The following is a 16,112-nucleotide window of genomic DNA, read 5'->3' as shown; positions in this document are numbered from 1 at the left end:
ACAGCTTGTTCCGGTTGGAAAAAGCCAGTTAGGGCGATGGCGATCCAATGTGGGAGGGGGCTTGCTCCCGATAGCGGCATGTCAGCCAATACATAGGCTGACTGACCCACTGCTATCGGGAGCAAGCCCCCTCTCACATTAGCCTCCGGTGTTCTTGAGGGCTTTATCTTGGCCCGGAAACCACCAGCATCTGCCCTGGCTTTAACGCCTGGCCGGTGCGCGGGTTCCAACGCTTGAGATGTTGCATCTCAACGTTGAAGCGCTTGGCGACCATGTACAACGAGTCGCCTTTCTTGACCTTGTACTGCACCGGTTTTTTCGCGACGGCCTTGCGGGTGTCCTGCATCACCAGGGTCTGGCCGACCTTGAGTGCCTGGCCGTTGAGCTTGTTCCAGCGTTGCAGGTCATGCACGTCGACCTTGTTGGCCTTGGCGATCAAGGTAAGGTTATCGCCACTGCGCACCTTGTAGCTGCGGGTACGCCCGGCCACCGACTTGGTCTCGACTTCGTCGAACACCGGCTTTTTGGGGCGCATGCTCAGCAATTCTTCCGGCTTCATCGTCGAAAGGGTGCTGGTGAGCAGCTGCGCCTTGGAGGTCGGCACCAGCAAATGCTGGGGGCCGTCCAGGGTGGTGCGTTGTTTCAGGGCCGGGTTGAGCTGGAACAGTTCGTCTTCGTCGATCTCGGCCAACGCGGCAACCCGTGACAGGTCCATGCTTTGCTTGACTTCAACCACTTCAAAATACGGCGTGTTGGCAATCGGGTTCAGGTTGACACCGTAGGCCTCCGGCGCCAGAACCACCTGGGACAGGGCCAGGAACTTGGGCACATAGTCCTTGGTTTCCTGGGGCAGGGGCAGGTTCCAGTAATCGGTAGGCAGGCCGAGCTTTTCGTTGCGCTCGATCGCCCGGCTGACCGTACCTTCGCCGGCGTTATAAGCCGCCAATGCCAGCAGCCAGTCGCCGTTGAACATGTCATGCAGACGTGTCAGATAGTCCAGGGCGGCGGTGGTGGAGGCGGTAATGTCGCGGCGGCCGTCGTAGGCACGGGTCTGGCGCAGGTTGAAGTAGCGCCCGGTGGAGGGAATGAACTGCCACAAGCCGACCGCATCGCTGCGCGAATAAGCCATCGGGTTGTAGGCACTTTCAATCACTGGCAGCAGGGCCAGCTCCAGAGGCATGTTGCGTTCTTCAAGGCGTTCGACGATGTAATGAATGTAGAGGCTGCCGCGTTCACCGGCGTTCTCCAGAAAGGACGGGTTGCTGGCGAACCACAGACGCTGTTGCTCGATGCGTGGGTTGACGCCGACACCGTCCTGCAATTGAAAGCCCCGACGCATGCGTTCCCAGACATCCTGGGGTACTTCGGGGCTGGGCTTCTCTGATAGCCAAATAGGTTTTTGCTTGATCTTGGCAGCAAGATTGGGTTTGGGTTGCACGGTGGATTGTGCAGCGTAATTGGTCGATTGGCAGCCCGCCAGAGCTGCGGAAACGGCCACCGCCACGGCTTGAGCCAGGCGGGTCAATGCGTCTGAAGAAATGGATTTACGAATAGATGACGACATTGGCTGGAAGTAAGTTCCGGGCAAAAATGTCGGGCGATTCTAGAAAGCGCTTTGGTTCCGGTCAACCATTCAGAAATTACGTATCAGATTGCATCCTCTTAGAACTTATCTTTCCAAGCCCTCAAGCTAGCAAACACCTCGGCCCCAGAGCGGTTGTCGCGGCCATTCCGTTCGTCCGCTTTTTGTTTAACGGATGTTTCAGCGGTGCGCAAAAAGGGATTCGTGAGTTTTTCCAGCGCCAGGCTCGAAGGCAGCGTGATCTCGCCACGGGCGCGAAGTTGGGCAACATTTTCCACCCGTTCGGCGATATCGATGTTATCCGGTTCAACGGCCTGGGCAAACTTGAGGTTGCTTTGTGTGTATTCATGGGTGCAGTACACAAGTGTATCGGCAGGCAGGGCAGCCAGGCGCTGCAGGGAGGCATGCATCTGCTCCGGCGTGCCCTCGAACAGGCGGCCGCAACCGGCAGCGAACAGCGTATCGCCACACAACAACACGCCCTGGTGGTAAAAGGCGATATGCCCCAGCGTGTGCCCCGGCACGGCGTACACGTCGAAGTCCCAGCCCAGCACGTTGATGCGGTCATTGTCGTGCAGGGCTACATCCCGCGCCGGAATCTTTTCATTGGCCGGGCCGTAGACCTTGGCGCCGGTAATATTTTTCAGTTGCTCGACACCGCCCACATGATCATGGTGATGGTGGGTGACCAGAATGTCGCTGAGGGTCCACTCGGTGTTGTGCTTGAGCCAGGCCAGCACCGGCGCGGCATCGCCGGGGTCGACCACGGCGCAGCGCAGGGTGGAAGGGTCTTGTAACAACCAGATGTAGTTGTCGGTGAAGGCGGGTAGGGCACTGATCTGTATCATTCTTCGATTCGCCAAGCTGAACACATTGGTGCATCTTAGAACGTCTAGGCGAGTTGGAGAATGCAATGACTGATAAAGCGTTCGCCCAGGCCGATCCTGAGTGGCTGGCCCTGATCAGTTCGGCTCGTGAATGGTTGTCCGGGCCGATTGGACAATTTCTGCTGGACGAAGAGCGGCGTATGCTCGACGACGAGCTGGGCCGGTTCTTTGGCGGCTATCTGGTGCATTACGGCCCCTCGGCCCAGACGCCGCCTTCGGCGCCCCAGGTGCAACGCAATGTTCGCCTGGGCGCGCCGCTGCCGGGGGTGGAAATCGTCTGTGAGGAACAGGCCTGGCCCTTGAGCGAGCACGCCGCTGATGTGGTGGTGCTGCAGCATGGCCTGGATTTCTGCCTGTCGCCCCATGGGTTGCTGCGCGAAGCCGCGAGCAGCGTGCGCCCAGGTGGCCATTTGCTGATTGTCGGTATCAACCCCTGGAGCAGCTGGGGCTTGCGCCGTGTGTTCGCCCGTGATGGCCTGCGTCAGGCGCGCTGCATCTCGCCATCGCGGGTGGGAGACTGGCTGAACCTGCTGGGCTTTGCGCTGGAGAAACGTCGCTTCGGGTGCTATCGTCCGCCGCTTGCGACAGCCAAGTGGCAGGGCCGCCTGGCGGGCTGGGAACGCCGTGCGGGTGCCTGGCAATTATCCGGCGGCGGCTTCTATCTACTGGTAGCGCGCAAGATCGTGGTCGGGTTGCGGCCGGTGCGTCAGGTTGCGCGCCAGCCCATTGGCAAGCTCGTGCCGATGCCGATGGCCAAGGTCAACCGCAAGCAAAGCGAACGCTGAACCCTTTTTTGATTTCAGGCCGGTTTGTCCGGCCTCGGGATACTGTCGGTCGATTACCGCCAGCCCGTTTTGATGGATACAACCGATGACCGATAGCGTAGAACTCTTCACCGATGGCGCCTGCAAGGGCAACCCCGGCCCCGGCGGTTGGGGCGCCTTGCTGGTGTGCAAGGGCGTGGAGAAGGAACTGTGGGGCGGTGAAGCCAATACCACCAATAACCGCATGGAGCTGATGGGCGCTATTCGTGGCCTGGAAGAGCTCAAGCGGCGCTGCAACGTCTTGCTGGTGACCGACTCGCAATACGTGATGAAGGGCATCAACGAGTGGATGGTCAACTGGAAGAAGCGCGGTTGGAAGACGGCGGCCAAGGAGCCGGTCAAGAATGCTGACTTGTGGCAGTTGCTCGACGAGCAATGCAACCGTCACGACATCACCTGGAAATGGGTGCGTGGGCACATCGGCCACCCTGGCAACGAACGCGCCGACCAGTTGGCCAATCGTGGCGTGGATGAAGTGCGCGGCTACAAGCAGAGCTGAATCAGCTCACGTGTTAACATCGCGCCCTTTGATTCACCACATCACATTGCACACCACACCGTTGAGAGCTGAACCCTGATGGCCATCCGATCTGTTGTACTCGATACCGAAACCACCGGCATGCCGGTGACCGATGGTCACCGGATCATCGAAATCGGTTGCGTCGAACTGATGGGGCGCCGGCTGACCGGCCGCCACTTCCACGTTTACCTGCAACCGGACCGTGACAGTGACGAAGGCGCGATCGGCGTCCACGGCATCACCGATGAATTCCTCAAGGGCAAGCCACGCTTTGCCGAAGTCGCTGATGAGTTCTTCGAGTTCATCAACGGCGCCCAGTTGATCATCCATAACGCGGCGTTCGACATCGGCTTCATCAACAACGAATTTGCCCTGATGGGGCAGACGGACCGTGCGGACATTTCCCAGCACTGCACGATCCTCGATACCTTGATGATGGCCCGTGAGCGTCACCCGGGCCAACGCAACAGCCTCGATGCCTTGTGCAAGCGTTATGGTGTCGATAACTCCGGCCGTGAACTGCACGGCGCCTTGCTCGACTCCGAGATCCTGGCCGACGTTTACCTGACCATGACCGGCGGGCAAACCAGCCTGTCCCTGGCTGGTAATGCCTCTGATGGCAGCGGCTCGGCAGAAGGCTCCGGCAATCGCCCTTCGGAAATCCGCCGCCTGCCGGCCGATCGCAAGCCTACGCCGATCATCCGCGCCAGCGAGCAGGACCTGGCCGAGCACGTGGCGCGGTTGGAAGCGATTGCCAAGGCGGCGGGTGCGCCGGCGTTGTGGACTCAATTGACACAACAATAAGCACGGGGCAGTGCAGTTGATCTTGATGGGCTGCCAAATCTTCATTCGCCACATTCGCTTCCAGCTTCTACCCTGAGTGCAAAGCCCTCCGGAGTAAGAGCGCTCATGTACAAAGACCTCAAGTTCCCTATTCTTATCGTGCACCGTGACATCAAGGCCGACACCGTTGCCGGTGACCGGGTTCGAGGCATCGCCAGGGAGTTGGAACAAGAGGGCTTCAGTATATTTTCTGCGGTGGACTACGCCGAAGGGCGGTTGGTGGCTTCCACCCATCACGGTTTGGCGTGCATGTTGATCGCAGCAGAAGGCGCCGGGGAAAATACCCACCTGCTGCAAAACATGGTCGAGCTAATCCGTCTGGCGCGGGTGAGGGCACCCAACCTGCCGATCTTTGCCCTGGGTGAGCAAGTCACCCTGGAAAACGCGCCGGCCGATGCGATGAGCGAGCTTAACCAGCTACGCGGCATTCTTTATCTGTTCGAAGACACCGTGCCGTTCCTGGCGCGGCAGGTCGCCCGCTCTGCACGCACTTACCTGGACGGCCTGTTACCGCCGTTCTTCAAGGCCTTGGTGCAGCACACCGCCGATTCCAATTATTCCTGGCACACCCCTGGCCATGGCGGTGGCGTGGCGTATCGTAAAAGCCCGGTGGGGCAGGCGTTTCACCAGTTCTTCGGGGAGAACACCCTGCGCTCGGACTTGTCTGTTTCCGTCCCTGAACTGGGCTCGCTGCTCGATCATACCGGGCCCCTGGCCGAAGCCGAGGCCCGCGCCGCGCGCAACTTTGGCGCCGACCATACGTTCTTCGTCATCAATGGCACCTCCACCGCCAACAAGATCGTCTGGCATTCCATGGTCGGTCGCGACGACCTGGTGTTGGTGGACCGCAACTGCCACAAGTCAGTGCTGCACTCGATCATCATGACCGGCGCTATCCCGCTGTACCTGTGCCCGGAGCGCAACGAACTGGGGATCATCGGCCCGATCCCCCTGAGCGAATTCAGCCCCGAGTCAATCCGCGCCAAGATCGACGCCAGCCCGTTGGCATATGGCCGGCCACCCAAGGTGAAGCTGGCGGTGGTGACCAATTCCACCTACGACGGCCTGTGCTACAACGCCGAACTGATCAAGCAGCAATTGGGTAATAGCGTAGAGGTGCTGCACTTCGATGAAGCCTGGTATGCCTATGCGGCATTTCACGAGTTTTTCGCCGGGCGCTATGGCATGGGCACCTCGCGCACACCGGACAGCCCGCTGGTATTTACCACCCACTCCACCCACAAACTGCTGGCCGCATTCAGCCAGGCATCGATGATTCATGTGCAGGATGGCGGCGCACGGCAGCTGGACCGTGACCGTTTCAACGAAGCCTTCATGATGCACATCTCGACTTCACCGCAATACAGCATCATCGCTTCGCTGGATGTCGCTTCGGCGATGATGGAGGGCCCCGCCGGGCGCTCGCTGTTGCAGGAAATGTTCGACGAGGCCCTGAGTTTCCGCCGCGCGCTGGCCAATCTGCGCCAGCATATTGCTGCCGAGGATTGGTGGTTTTCGATCTGGCAGCCACAATCGGTGGCGGGTATCGACCGCGTTGCCACGGCGGACTGGCTATTGCATCCCCAGGATGATTGGCACGGCTTTGGCGATGTGGCTGAAGATTATGTCTTGCTGGACCCGATCAAAGTCACCCTGGTGATGCCTGGCCTCAATGCAGGTGGCGCCTTGAGCGATTGTGGGATTCCCGCCGCGGTGGTCAGCAAGTTTCTCTGGGAGCGCGGCCTAGTGGTGGAAAAAACCGGGCTTTATTCGTTCCTCGTGTTGTTTTCCATGGGGATCACCAAAGGCAAGTGGAGCACCTTGCTCACCGAGTTGCTGGAGTTCAAGCGCAGTTACGATGCCAACGTCAGCCTGGCCAGTTGTTTGCCCTCGGTGTACGCCCAGGGGCCGGTACGTTATCAGGGCTTGGGCCTGCGCGATCTTTGCGACCAGTTGCACAGCTGTTACCGTAGCAACGCCACCGCCAAGCATCTCAAGCGCATGTACACGGTATTGCCGCAGATCGCGATGAAACCCGCCGATGCCTACGACCAACTGGTCAGAGGCGAAGTTGAAGCGGTATCCATCGATGCCTTGCCAGGACGCGTCGCAGCCGTAATGCTGGTGCCTTATCCACCGGGCATTCCATTGATCATGCCCGGCGAGCGCTTTACCGAATCAACGCGGTCAATCATCGACTACCTGGCATTTGCCCGCACGTTCGATAGCAGTTTCCCCGGTTTTGTCGCCGATGTTCATGGGCTGCAACACGAAGATGACGGCAGTGGCCGTCGTTACACCGTCGATTGCATCAAGGGTTAAGAATGTTTATGCAACAAGCTGTGATGAACCCGAAGTACCCAGGGCTCAGTGTGCGCGTCGCCGACGAAGGCTTCGACGCATACGTATGGGGCAATGACTTCAGCTTCGAGGTCAGCGCCTATGGCATACCGCAGATGGGCCAGCGCGTCGAGCAATGGCCGGTTGAGCGCGTCCTGCCGTATCGCAAATGCTATGGCATCGACCCGGAAGAGTTCGCCAGCTTTCGCGATGCCGCCGACAGTGCGATCTTCATGGCCTACCTGGATGACCGTGCGGTAGGGCACATTGTGGTCAGCACCAACTGGAACGGTTTTGCGCATGTTGATGAGTTGGCCGTGGTGTTGCCGGCGCGACGCCATGGCGTGGCCAAGGCGCTGCTGGATGTGGCGCAGTTCTGGGCGCGCAAGAAAAACCTACCGGGCATGATGCTGGAAACCCAGAACAATAATCTGGGTGCCTGCCGCCTGTATGAGCGCTGCGGGTACGTGATGGGCGGGATAGACCAACTGCGTTATCGCGGGATTGATCCACAAACACGCGAGGTGGCGATTTTCTGGTATCGGTTGTTCAAGACCGAGGTGGAAGCAGTCTGAACTCGCTTCTACAAGGGTTTGGTGTCGTTGCAAGCCAGGCTTTCGGCTTTCTGGGTGACTATTTCCAGCAGCGCATTCAAGGCTGGTGATGTCGCACCGTCCTTCAGGGTCAGTGCATAGAGGCTGACCAGTATGGGGGGCGACACCGGGCATACATCCAGCCCGGCCTCCCTTGCACCAAAGGCGGTAAAGGGGTCGACAATCGCCAAGCCTTCTCCGGCCTCGACCATGCTGCGCATCATCTGGTACGTCTGCACCCGCGTTTGCACCACCGGCAGCGGGCGCAGGGCTTGCAACTTGGCATCCAGCAGGCGGCTGAGCGGGTCATGCCCCTCAAGTCCAATCAGCGACTGCCCGGCCAGGTCTTGCAGCGCAATGTACTTCTGCCTGGGTTTGAGCCAGCCATGGGGCGCGAGCAATTGCAGCTTGCCCTGGGCCAGCACCGTGCTTTGGATTTGCGCATGTTCCGGGTCATGCAGGCTCAGGCCCACATCCGCTTCGTGCAGCAGCAGGCTCCTGACGATATCCCGGGTCGGCTGGCTCGACAGATTGCACGGCGTATCCTGGAAACGTCTGCGCAGCACGGCGATGCTGTGCGGCAACAGCTGGTTGGCCAGAGGCGGGGTGCAAAGGGCACGCAGGGTTGGAGCGTGATGGTGTTTCAAACGGCTGGCCAATCGCTGTACTGGCTCAAAGGCTTCGTACAGTTGGGCAATGTGCGTCTGCAACTCCAGCGTTTCCCGTGTTGCCTGGAGCCGACCGCGCACGCTGGCAAACAGCATGAACCCCAGCTGCAACTCGGCGTCCTTCAGGATTGCGTCTACTTCACCCACAGAGAGTTGCAACCATTCGGCGGCCGTGCCCAGGTGTCCGGTTTGCAAGATGGCCTGAATCACTTCGATATGACGTAAACGCATGGCCGGAGTCTATGTGCAGCGCGATGGGTATTCAATGGTGCAAGCCCTCAGGCGCAAAAAAGACTGCGCGGGTCGCCCCGGCCTATGGCGCTCGGCCATGACCTCATTAGAATGGTGCGTCTGATCAGCAACGACCAATGCCGGCTTGCCGGTATTTACAACAAAAAACAGGTCTGGTCTCAAATGCCTCTACCCTCGACGTTCTTCGGGGTGACGGCCAAGCAACTCGTGGTTCTTGTGACCGTGGGATGCGTGGCGGCTTACCTCTTCAACGACCCCACGGAACACCCATCCGAAGGCCTTGCACTTGAAACGTTCATCCGTTCCCAGGAAAAAGTGAACGAGCAGGTCGGCACTGTGTTGGCGGTTACCTTGATCAAGCAAGTGGAGGCGTACCCCGCGTCCAACCGGTCGGGCTACAAGCGCTCGATGTACGCGGTGGAGGGGGAGAGAGGGCAACTGGTGGTGACGCTCAAACAAAGTGAGCAGGGCATCGAAGTGACGCAGATCCGCAGTCCTTGATGGCCCCGGCCCAGTCAACGCCATCGATGGCCAGGACTGAGCGGGTGTACAAACGGGGACCCTTATGATGCCAGGGTAGTTTTCGATTCGCGGACGAGAATGGTCCCCGACTGGATCAGTTTGAATTCATCGCCTTCCAGTTTCTCTACACGGTCGCCAATGGCCAGCTTGTAGGTGGTGGTGGGCGTCGAGCCAGCCAGGTCGCCTTGCGCCGGGTTGGATTCCTGGAACTCATGCACTGAATATACGCGGCCTTCCGCGTCTCTGGCATGGAACTGTCCGACTAGTACTGCTGCCATCTGTTTAGAACCTCTGGAGATAAACGCTCGATTTGCGGTTCTGTAGACCGTCAGGGAGCGGGGTAGTTTACCTATAAGAAAAAAATACTATTCGCTGATATTTTCAGACACTTCCTACGCAGGTTACTGCAAGGAAAACGCCCCGGTAATCATCGAAACCCTCTGGTGAACACGCCGCTAAGCCTTTATAACTACAAGCTCCTTTATTCAGAAGTCGGGAAACCTCAATGAGCAAGGTCTACACGATTGCCGTCCTGGTGGGCAGCTTGAGAAAAGCGTCGATCAACCGCAAGGTCGCCCTGGCCTTGGCCGAGCTGGCGCCTGCCAATCTCAAGTTGAACATTGTTGAAATCGGCGACTTGCCGCTCTACAACGAGGACATCGACGGTGCAACACCGCCCGCAGCCTACAGTACTTTCCGCCAACAGGTGAGTTCATCCGACGCGGTGCTGTTCGTGACCCCGGAATACAACCGCTCCGTACCGGCAGCGTTGAAGAACGCTATCGACGTAGGTTCTCGTCCATATGGGCAAAGCGCCTGGAGCGGCAAGCCTGGTGCGATCATCAGTGTGTCGCCAGGTGCCATTGGTGGTTTCGGCGCCAATCATCACCTGCGCCAGTCACTGGTGTTCCTGGATGTGTGGTGCATGCAGCAGCCGGAAGCTTACCTGGGTGGGGCGGGCAGTGTGTTCGATGAGGCGGGCAAGGTGTCGGAAAAGACCAAACCATTCTTGCAAGCATTTATCGATGCCTACGGCAAATGGGTAGAAAAACAGAAGGCTTGATCGGGCAATGCGCTCAGGTGTGGGAGGAGCAAGCCCCTCCCACCTTTTCGTTTAACGCAGCCAGTTGGTCCGGGCCAGTTCAATCACCTCATCCCCGCGCCCACTCATCACCGCTTTGAGCATATACAAGCTGAACCCTTTGGCCTGTTCCAGCTTGATACTTGGCGGCATCACCAGTTCCTGAGTGGCGGTCACCACGTCTACCAGCACCGGGCCATCATGGGCCAATGCGCGGCGCAAAGCCGGCTCGAGGTCTTCGGATTGCTCCACGCGAATCCCCAGGATGCCCATGGCATTGGACATGGCCGCGAAGTCCGGGTTTTTCAGCTCGGTGCCAGTGTCCAGGTACCCGGCAGCCTTCATTTCCATGGCCACAAACCCCAGGGACGAGTTATTGAACACAATGAGTTTGACCGGCAGATTCAACTGCGCCAGTGAAATGAAATCCCCCATCAACATGGTAAACCCGCCATCGCCCGACATTGAAATCACCTGGCGCCCAGGGAATGCCGCCTGGGCGCCGATGGCCTGGGGCATGGCGTTGGCCATAGAGCCATGATTGAACGAGCCGATCAGCCGGCGTTTGCCATTCATCTTCAAATAACGCGCCGCCCACACCGTGGGTGAGCCGACGTCGGCGGTGAAGATCGCATCATCGTCGGCCAGCTCGCTGAGCAAGCGTGCGACGTACTGGGGGTGGATCGGTCGATTCGCTTTGGAGGGTTGCGCCAAGTCATCCAGCCCTTGACGGGCCTTCTCGTAGTGCTTCAACGAGGTCTCAAGAAAGCTGCGATCGGTCTTGCGGGTCAGGCGCGGCAGCAGGGCATCGATGGTCTCCCTGACATCGGCGGCGATGCCCAGATCCAGCGTGGCGCGTCGTCCCAGGGCTTGCGGGTCGCGATCAACCTGAATGATCTTGGCATCGGTGGGGTAGAACTGGCGGTAGGGGAAGTCGGTGCCGAGCATGATCAAAGTGTCGCAGTCGAGCATGGCGTGGTAACCGGAACTGAAACCGATCAGGCCGGTCATGCCCACGTCAAACGGGTTATCCCACTCCACATGTTCCTTGCCGCGCAACGCGTGCACCACCGGCGCGCCGAGCGCATCGGCCAGCGCTACGACTTGGTCGTGGGCACCGGCACAGCCGCTGCCGCACAGCAGGGTGACCTTTTCACTGCCCTGAAGGATCTCGCTGAGGCGTTGCAGGTCCTGCTCAGCCGGTAAGGTGCGCGGTGCGTGCAGAGCTGGCCAGGGCTTGAGTTTATCTTCCACTTCAAGCAACGACACATCCCCCGGAATCACCACCACCGCTACGCCGCGGTTGAGGATTGCCGAGCGCATGGCACGGTGCAGTACCTGGGGCATCTGCTCGGGGTTGCTCACCAGCTCGATGAAATGGCTGCACTCCTTGAACAGTTCCTGGGGATGGGTTTCCTGGAAATAGTTGAGGCCGATCTCTGACGACGGAATTTGCGCAGCAATCGCCAGCACCGGCACATGGTTGCGATGGCAGTCGAACAAACCATTGATCAAATGCAGGTTGCCCGGCCCGCAACTGCCGGCACACACCGTCAACTCCCCCGTGGCGGCGGCTTCGGCACCGGCGGCAAAGGCGGCGACTTCTTCGTGGCGCACATGCATCCACTCGATACTGTCCATGCTGCGCAGTGCGTCGGTCAGGCCATTGAGACTGTCACCGGTCAGGCCCCAGATGCGCTTGATACCCGCCTGTTCAAGGGTGGTCGCCAGTTGCTGGGCCAGGTTGATTTTCGCCATGAGGAACTCCAGTCGTCAGTGAGGTTAAAAACTGCTGATCAGTAGAGGACAGTTCGATTACAGCGAATGCTCACCCTATAGTGTGAAGATTGCTTCATGGCCACGCGGTATTGGCGGGGGCGCCGGGGGATGAACCACTGGTCACGTACCAGCGCAATGCACGGGGCGACGTTGGCCTTGGTCTGCCCACCCAAATTTGCAGAGCCAAGCAGGACCAAATGTGGGAGGGGGCTTGCTCCCGATAGCGGTGGATCAGGCAACGAATCTGTTGACTGGTACTCCGTCATCGGGGGCAAGCCCCCTTCCACATTTTGATACTCAGCGTCGACGGAACAGCGGCAGCGGCTCGTCCGTCGCAGCCTGATAGGTCACCGAAAAGTCCTTGAGACTTTCCAGCGCTTCGTACGGGTCTTTGTCGGCGCGCAAGGCGAAGGCATCGAACCCGCAGCGGTGCAGGTAGAACAACTGGTCACGCAGCACATCGCCAATCGCCCGCAGTTCGCCCTTGTAGCCATAACGGTCACGTAGCAGGCGGGCGTTCGAGTAGTTGCGGCCATCGGTGAACGCCGGGAAGTTCAGGGCGATGACCTGGAAGTGTTCCACGTCGGCGCCGATTTCCTCGGCTTCTTCATCGGCGTCCAGCCACACGCCCAGGCCGCCATCGCGGGCCTTGAGGGCGTGGCCGTGTTCGCGCCACAGGGCCAGCGGCACGATCAGGTCGTCGCAGTTGGAGATGCCGTCGAAGCTCGCGTCCTTGGGCAGCAGGTGCCAGGTTTCGTCGACGACTTCGTTGTTCTTAATGATTCGCTGCATAGACGCGCTCCTTGAACAGGTCGATGCCGATGCGCTGGTAGGTGTCGATGAAACGTTCATCTTCGGTGCGCTGTTCGATGTAGACTTCGATCAGCTTGCCGATCACCTCGGGCATGGCTTCCTGGGCGAAGGATGGGCCAAGGATCTTGCCCAGGCTCGCATCGCGGCTGGCGCTGCCACCCAGGGACACTTGGTAGAATTCTTCGCCTTTCTTGTCCACGCCCAGGATGCCGATGTGGCCGACGTGGTGGTGACCACAGGCGTTCATGCAACCGGAGATGTTCAGGTCCAGCTCGCCGATGTCGAACAGGTAGTCCAGGTCGTCGAAACGGCGCTGGATGGATTCGGCAATCGGGATCGACTTGGCGTTGGCCAGGGAGCAGAAGTCGCCGCCCGGGCAGCAGATGATGTCGGTCAACAGGCCAATGTTCGGCGTGGCAAAACCGCCTTCGCGCAACTCGCCCCACAGGGTGAACAGTTGGCTTTGCTCGACGTCCGCAAGAATGATGTTCTGCTCGTGGGAGGTACGCAGTTGGCCAAAGCTGTAGCGCTCGGCCAGGTCGGCAACGGCGTCCAGCTGCTTGTCGGTGATATCGCCTGGGGCAACGCCGGTGGGCTTGAGCGACAGGGTCACCGCCACATAGCCTGGCTTCTTGTGCGCCAGGGTGTTGCGCGTGCGCCAGCGGGCGAAACCTGGGTGTTGCTGGTCAAGGGCGGCCAGTTCGGCGTCCTGGTTGCTCAGGGCTTTATATTCAGGATCGACAAAATGCTTGGCGACGCGGTGCACTTCGGCTTCGGTCAGAGTGGTCTGGCCGCCGCGCAGGTGTTCCATTTCGGCGTCGACTTTCTGGGCAAACACCTCAGGGGTCAGCGCTTTGACCAGGATCTTGATCCGGGCTTTGTACTTGTTGTCGCGACGGCCGTAGCGGTTGTAGACCCGCAGGATGGCGTCGAGGTAACTCAGCAGGTCCTGCCACGGCAGGAACTCGTTGATGAACGCGCCGACCACCGGGGTACGGCCCAATCCACCACCCACCAGCACGCGGAAACCCAGCTCACCGGCAGCGTTGTACACCGGCTCCAGGCCGATATCGTGCACTTCGATGGCGGCGCGGTCCGAGGTCGAGCCATTGATGGCGATCTTGAACTTGCGCGGCAGGTAGGCGAACTCAGGGTGGAAGGTAGTCCACTGGCGCACGATCTCGCACCACGGCCGTGGGTCGATCAACTCGTCGGCAGCGACGCCGGCAAACTGATCGGTGGTCACGTTGCGCAGGCAGTTACCGCTGGTCTGAATGGCGTGCATTTGCACAGTGGCCAGTTCAGCCAGGATGTCCGGCACGTCTTCCAGGGCCGGCCAGTTGAACTGCACATTCTGGCGGGTACTGATGTGGGCATAGCCTTTGTCGAAGTCGCGGGCAATCCTGGCCATCATTCGCGTCTGGCGCGAAGTCAGCTGGCCATAGGGCACGGCGACCCGCAGCATCGGCGCAAAGCGCTGAACATAAAGGCCATTTTGCAGGCGCAGAGGGCGGAACTCTTCTTCGCTCAGTTCACCTGCTAAGTAGCGTCGGGTCTGATCACGGAACTGCTTGACGCGGTCCTCGATGATGCGCTGATCGTATTCGTCGTATACGTACATATAGGTCCTGTTCTCGGCAAATCTGCGCGCACGGCCGCGCACTCCCAACGGAGCCGGCGCACGATACCAGTTTGCGTATATGCGCAAAAGTGATGTTTGGGTATATGTAAATAACCAAACTGACTAATGAGAACTGTTATCGCCATACCCACATTTGTCATAGGGGCAACTCTGGTCTTTACTGTGGTCGAGTCTTAGTGCCGTCACCTATAAAACTGACAAGAGGCGATGCAATGAGCAATTCCACCAAAGCCCGTAAACCTGACAGTACCGTGGATGCTTGGGCCATTCTGTTCCTGATCATCTTGGTGGTCGGGACGGCCGTGTTCTGGGTCAGCCACCAGTAAAAGAGCGTTGACTGAGCCTCGATTTGCTGTCGCATTGCCACTATTATGGCGATCAATATTCCAGGCTCGAAACAACCATGTTGAAGGTTCTGATTACGTGTATGTGGTTAGCAGGATCGACGTACGGGGCGATGGCCCGGGCGGCGTCGGTGGTTTTTCTTAACCCAGGCTCGTCCACGGAAACCTTTTGGGTCAGTTATGCGCAATTCATGCAGGCCGCCGCCAAGGACCTCGGCCTGGATTTGCGCGTGCGCTATTCCGAGCGGAATGCCGATAACACCCTGGCACAAGCCCGTGAGACGCTGCAAGGCAGTCAGCGGCCCGACTATCTGGTGCTGGTCAATGAGCAATATGTAGCCCCGCCGATCTTGCGCATGGCCCGGGGCAGTGGGGTCAAGCTACTGATTGTGAATAACGCACTGACCGGCGATCAGGTGCAATTGCTGGATGCCCATAAAGACGCTGAGTGGATCGGCAGCCTGGTGGCCGACGATGAGCAGGCCGGTTACCTGATGCTCATCGACCTGCTAGGCAACCATGCCCCGCTCGCGCCAGGGGCATCCCTTGAGCTGTTGGCGTTTTCCGGAGCCAAGAACACCCCGGCTGCGCAGTTGCGTGAAAAAGGTTTGCGCCGTGCGTTGGCCGAGCACCCCCAAGTGCGTCTGCGTCAGCTTGTCTACGGTGAGTGGAACCGCCAGCGTGCCTTTGAGCAGGCCACACTGTTATTCAAACGCTACCCGCAGGCCGCATTGGTGTGGTCGGCCAATGATGAAATGGCACTGGGTGCCATGCAGGCCCTGCAAGACAGCGGGCGGGTGCCGGGTAAAGACGTATTGTTCAGTGCGCTCAATAGCTCGCCAGAAATCCTCAGGGCACGCTTGGATGGGCGCCTGAGTACCTTGGTGGCAGGGCACTTCACTTTGGGCGGATGGGCGATGGTGTTGATCAATGACCATGCCAAGGGTATCGATATCGGCGCGACCGGCACGCGCGACCGTCAACAAGCATTGTTCCAACTGATCGATGCCGACCAGGCGCGACAGTTGCAGGCGTCGACGCCGTCGGTGGATTTTCGCGCACTGTCGGCCGTAGGCAAGCCGGCATCCTACCGGTACCCGTTCAGCCTGCAATTACTGCTGCGTTAAACCCCGGCCAAGTGCAGCACAAGCTTGACGATGCCGAACAACGTCAAGGCAAATACCGCCGTGAAAAGCAGGCCCAGGATCACAAAGTGGCTGGGCTTGCCGTGGGTAAAGTCACGGGTGCGGTTCTTGCCGCTCTGAACACCAAAGGCCGCTGCCAGGACGCTGTGGAGCATTTGCCAGAAGGTTGGCGGCTTGTTGTTGGCTGGATCGTTCATAAAACCCTCGTGCGCAAGGCTGTCTTACAGAGCATAGACAATTGGGCAGCACGCGGCTGGCTTGTATCAGCCCTCTGAAC

The 16,112-nt window shown here is 59.3% G+C and carries 16 protein-coding genes; 8 read left to right on the top strand and 8 right to left on the bottom strand.

Features of this window, described 5'->3' with window-relative positions; all coding sequences use genetic code 11:
* Window positions 1–163 precede the first annotated feature (163 nt).
* A complete protein-coding gene (locus TK42_RS12605) occupies window positions 164–1,564 on the bottom strand; it encodes a transglycosylase SLT domain-containing protein (protein ID WP_103734339.1) in 1,401 nt (466 codons plus the stop codon).
* 98 nt (window positions 1,565–1,662) lie between these two features.
* Window positions 1,663–2,430, bottom strand: a complete 768-nt coding sequence (gene gloB, locus TK42_RS12600) for a hydroxyacylglutathione hydrolase (RefSeq protein ID WP_103734338.1) — start codon at window positions 2,428–2,430, stop codon at window positions 1,663–1,665.
* Between the two features lie 65 nt (window positions 2,431–2,495).
* On the opposite strand from gloB, the gene TK42_RS12595 reads away from it, so the two are divergent.
* From TK42_RS12595 to TK42_RS12575, 5 genes are all read left to right on the top strand, one after another.
* Window positions 2,496–3,254, top strand: a complete 759-nt coding sequence (locus TK42_RS12595) for a class I SAM-dependent methyltransferase (RefSeq protein ID WP_005788749.1) — start codon at window positions 2,496–2,498, stop codon at window positions 3,252–3,254.
* Between the two features lie 85 nt (window positions 3,255–3,339).
* A complete protein-coding gene (rnhA, locus tag TK42_RS12590; RefSeq protein ID WP_003173571.1) occupies window positions 3,340–3,792 on the top strand; it encodes a ribonuclease HI in 453 nt (150 codons plus the stop codon).
* A gap of 84 nt (window positions 3,793–3,876) precedes the next feature.
* Window positions 3,877–4,617 (top strand): DNA polymerase III subunit epsilon, encoded by a 741-nt coding sequence (dnaQ, locus tag TK42_RS12585; protein WP_164699548.1) that lies wholly within the window; start codon window positions 3,877–3,879, stop codon window positions 4,615–4,617.
* Window positions 4,618–4,722: 105 nt separating this feature from the next.
* Window positions 4,723–6,978, top strand: coding sequence for an Orn/Lys/Arg decarboxylase N-terminal domain-containing protein (locus TK42_RS12580; RefSeq protein WP_032875977.1), 2,256 nt, complete (start codon window positions 4,723–4,725; stop codon window positions 6,976–6,978).
* A gap of 23 nt (window positions 6,979–7,001) precedes the next feature.
* Complete coding sequence (locus TK42_RS12575) at window positions 7,002–7,571, top strand: GNAT family N-acetyltransferase (protein ID WP_078821556.1); 570 nt, start codon at window positions 7,002–7,004, stop codon at window positions 7,569–7,571.
* An 8-nt stretch (window positions 7,572–7,579) separates the two neighbouring features.
* On the opposite strand, the gene TK42_RS12570 is transcribed toward TK42_RS12575, so the two are convergent.
* Entirely contained in the window at window positions 7,580–8,488 is a 909-nt protein-coding gene (locus TK42_RS12570; RefSeq protein ID WP_032875974.1) for a LysR substrate-binding domain-containing protein, read from the bottom strand.
* 183 nt (window positions 8,489–8,671) lie between these two features.
* On the opposite strand from TK42_RS12570, the gene TK42_RS12565 reads away from it, so the two are divergent.
* Window positions 8,672–9,010 (top strand): hypothetical protein, encoded by a 339-nt coding sequence (locus TK42_RS12565; protein WP_032880976.1) that lies wholly within the window; start codon window positions 8,672–8,674, stop codon window positions 9,008–9,010.
* A gap of 62 nt (window positions 9,011–9,072) precedes the next feature.
* On the opposite strand, the gene TK42_RS12560 is transcribed toward TK42_RS12565, so the two are convergent.
* A complete protein-coding gene (locus tag TK42_RS12560; protein WP_032875971.1) occupies window positions 9,073–9,309 on the bottom strand; it encodes a hypothetical protein in 237 nt (78 codons plus the stop codon).
* A 227-nt stretch (window positions 9,310–9,536) separates the two neighbouring features.
* On the opposite strand from TK42_RS12560, the gene TK42_RS12555 reads away from it, so the two are divergent.
* Window positions 9,537–10,094, top strand: a complete 558-nt coding sequence (locus tag TK42_RS12555) for an NADPH-dependent FMN reductase (RefSeq protein ID WP_005788734.1) — start codon at window positions 9,537–9,539, stop codon at window positions 10,092–10,094.
* Between the two features lie 51 nt (window positions 10,095–10,145).
* Here the strand turns inward: TK42_RS12555 and poxB are convergent, their stop codons facing one another.
* From poxB to TK42_RS12535, 3 genes are all read right to left on the bottom strand, one after another.
* Window positions 10,146–11,870, bottom strand: coding sequence for a ubiquinone-dependent pyruvate dehydrogenase (gene poxB / locus TK42_RS12550; protein WP_103734337.1), 1,725 nt, complete (start codon window positions 11,868–11,870; stop codon window positions 10,146–10,148).
* Between the two features lie 318 nt (window positions 11,871–12,188).
* Entirely contained in the window at window positions 12,189–12,683 is a 495-nt protein-coding gene (locus TK42_RS12540; RefSeq protein WP_103734335.1) for a DUF934 domain-containing protein, read from the bottom strand.
* Window positions 12,667–14,325: a nitrite/sulfite reductase gene (locus tag TK42_RS12535; RefSeq protein WP_103734334.1), complete on the bottom strand. Its 1,659-nt coding sequence runs from the start codon at window positions 14,323–14,325 to the stop codon at window positions 12,667–12,669. Before TK42_RS12535 ends, TK42_RS12540 begins: the two co-directional genes overlap by 17 nt.
* A 424-nt stretch (window positions 14,326–14,749) precedes the next feature.
* Here TK42_RS12535 and TK42_RS12530 point away from each other — a divergent pair, with 424 nt between their 5' ends.
* Entirely contained in the window at window positions 14,750–15,817 is a 1,068-nt protein-coding gene (locus TK42_RS12530) for an ABC transporter substrate-binding protein (RefSeq protein ID WP_032875962.1), read from the top strand.
* Here the strand turns inward: TK42_RS12530 and TK42_RS12525 are convergent.
* Complete coding sequence (locus TK42_RS12525; RefSeq protein WP_032875959.1) at window positions 15,814–16,032, bottom strand: DUF2970 domain-containing protein; 219 nt, start codon at window positions 16,030–16,032, stop codon at window positions 15,814–15,816. The two genes, TK42_RS12530 and TK42_RS12525, sit on opposite strands and share 4 nt — an antisense overlap.
* Window positions 16,033–16,112 lie beyond the last annotated feature (80 nt).

The sequence above is a fragment of the Pseudomonas sp. GZJR-8 genome, from assembly GCF_002916705.1.
GTDB classification, from domain to species: domain Bacteria; phylum Pseudomonadota; class Gammaproteobacteria; order Pseudomonadales; family Pseudomonadaceae; genus Aquipseudomonas; species Aquipseudomonas synxantha_A.
The sequence above is the reverse complement of the archived record's forward strand: the minus strand, read 5'-3'. Positions and strand labels throughout refer to the sequence as shown.